Source organism: Psychrobacter sp. 16-MNA-CIBAN-0192, assembly GCF_040309565.1.
GTDB lineage: Bacteria > Pseudomonadota > Gammaproteobacteria > Pseudomonadales > Moraxellaceae > Psychrobacter.
This window is the reverse complement of record NZ_JBEOOX010000054.1, coordinates 1-391: the sequence shown is the minus strand read 5'-3', so window position 1 is coordinate 391 and position 391 is coordinate 1. Positions and strand designations below refer to the sequence as shown.

1 protein-coding gene is annotated in these 391 nt (G+C 41.2%); it reads left to right on the top strand.

The window, feature by feature from the left end; translation table 11 throughout:
• Nucleotides 1-391, top strand: a 391-nt coding sequence (locus tag AAEY78_RS12325) for a DEAD/DEAH box helicase (protein WP_352339632.1), incomplete at both ends; no start/stop codon positions are given.

The window sequence follows — 391 nt, the reverse complement described above, 5'->3', positions numbered from 1 at the left end:
AAGTAATCATGTACGTGCGCTTATTTTAACGCCAACCCGAGAGCTTGCGTTGCAAGTAAGCGAAAACGTTGAAGAATACGCTAAGCATTCTGATGTGAGTTCGTTTGTGGTTTACGGTGGTGTAAAAATTAACCCACAAATGCAGCGCCTGCGTAAAGGGGTTGATATTTTAGTGGCCACACCTGGGCGTTTAATTGATTTACACAATCAAAACGCGGTTAAATTTGATAGCGTTGAAGTACTGGTTTTAGATGAAGCCGACCGTATGTTAGACATGGGCTTTATCCACGACATTAAACGCTTAATTGCAAAAATGCCTGAAAAACGTCAAAACTTAATGTTCTCAGCAACCTTTTCTGACGACATTCGTGCATTGGCCAAAGGGTTAATT